At 35.9% G+C, this 2020-nt stretch carries 2 pseudogenes; both read right to left on the reverse strand.

What is annotated here, in order from left to right:
* Nucleotides 1-79: 79 nt before the first annotated feature.
* Nucleotides 80-1458, reverse strand: a pseudogene (locus OZD63_RS05395) (IS4 family transposase).
* Nucleotides 1459-1512: 54 nt separating this feature from the next.
* A pseudogene (locus tag OZD63_RS05400) lies at nucleotides 1513-2020 on the reverse strand (IS66 family transposase); the annotation flags it as partial.

Raw genomic sequence — 2020 nt, forward strand, 5'->3', positions numbered from 1 at the left:
CCAGCTTGCAAATGATTGTCCTTTCCTTCATTTCTCTCCTATTACGAAGATTTTAAACAGGTTCTTAGAAACCTTACTATTACCCACAAATATGAGGTTCATGAGCAAGTCTCCATCCTTCTGCTAGATCAAAGAGACGTCTCCACCCTTTCCAAAGAGTAATTGGTCCTGGTTTTGGGTCGCTTTTTCTTGCTAAATGACCTCCAAGTTCACGAAACGGCTTCTTTTATGGTAGGGGCTATATTTGGACATGGTTTCCTGTGTATTTTAACATATAAAACTTTCCATTCTTCCTCAGCTAATAAGGCAGTACATGGTAATGTTGGGTTAGTTCTTGCAATTGATGTAATAAAGAAAATTCTCCAAGCAATAATGCTCATGACTGTTAAATACCTCATTAATCTTTCTGCTGTTCCAAGTCTACATTCCTCAACTTTGAGACCAGATTTTAAAATCTTATGCAATATCTCTATTTTCCATCTCAAACAATACCAACTAACTTTTTCAACAGCTTCTTCAAAAGTACTGACCGGAAAAAAGCATCCACTCTAGAGGACTTGCTTCGGGAGGAGAGTTTTTTTCAACAACATGAATTGCGTGAAGTTGTAGACTCTGTCGGTTTATATTTTATGTGACCTTCTTTACATTTTATATGGCCTTCATGTGATAAATTTTCCAAATCTAATTTCTAAAAACGCTGCCCTTTTTTGCTTGTTATCTCTAGCAGGGATTTCAACTTCTACTTTTCCAGCGCAAGGGAGGCCTTGGATAAATGACCATAATTTTTGCTTGTTCCTGGTATGCATGAATTTTTTATTTACATTTCTGTTGTGGCGAGCTCTTACTAAAATTGCTGAGTTAAGATTATGTGCAAGTTCAAAAAATCATGCATATCTGCTTCTCTGTCACATACAGTTATAGCTTCGGTTTGGGCCAGATCTATAATATTATTTGTTTTCTTTAAACTTTCTAGCCATTTCATACTTTCTTTATCCTCAATATGAACGTTGTTACGATGGCTCTTTAGTCTTTTTTCTTCTTCAGAAATGAGTTGCCTCGAGTAAATCTTTTGATCCAGTATTCCCAGCTTCCGTACTAACAGCAAGGGCTGTATGCATTACTGCTCCTCTTCCAGCAATAGTTCCCAATCCGCTTATGGCTTGAGTATGAAATATAAGTTGTATCTTGAATCACAAGAATTCTTTTATGAGCTTTTGTTCTTTCAACTGTTTTATCAATGTGTGAAGCTAGAATATCGACTTCTTTTACGTTCTCATTTTGAAAAAAACGTTATGCTGCTTTTGCTTCTGACCAACTTCCGCATGCCTCATTAATTGAGCTTTCAGGTAAACTTATCAAACTATCAGCAATCTTTACTAATCGGTCAGTTAATCTTTTATCTCCAAGTACAGCATCTCCAAATTCATTTTTAGCCCATTCATTACTCTCGTTTGCCATTTTTATACCCTCAACATTTGCAAACTTTAATATTGTAATACTTTATTTATAAGTACATTTATATTTGTGGGTAATAGTAAGATTTGATATGCTGCCAGCACTTATGTTCAAATTAAAAATGTCATTTATGATACTAGCCACTTCACGCTTTGAGTTTTTGTAAAATCCGCTGAGTGCTGCAATTATAGACTTAACCCTTGGACCAAATGTATCTGGCGTAACACCTTCTGGTAACTTGCTACTTTTTCTTTTTCTGCATCTCCAACAACGACCATGTTCCAATTACTACATAAGGCCTAATTTCCGGAAGATCAACTTTTTTGTGAACATAAGGTTTTTCGCATATTACAAGCTCTCCTCCGCATTCGCAAATATTAGGCAACTCTATTTTTACTACTTTATCCGCTTCCATTGTGGCATGAAAATTTCCTTTATGCCCAACCTGATCGCCAACATTCCTTTCGCTTTTTGGCTTGTCCTTTTTTGTTTTGTACAATTCTTTAGAGCTCGGTAGAGATGAATTTTTCGAGTTTAAACCAAGCCTTTCCTTTAATTCAGCGTT

Origin of the sequence: Wolbachia endosymbiont of Drosophila leontia (genome assembly GCF_028981785.1) — a bacterium.
Classification (GTDB): Bacteria; Pseudomonadota; Alphaproteobacteria; order Rickettsiales; family Anaplasmataceae; genus Wolbachia; species Wolbachia pipientis.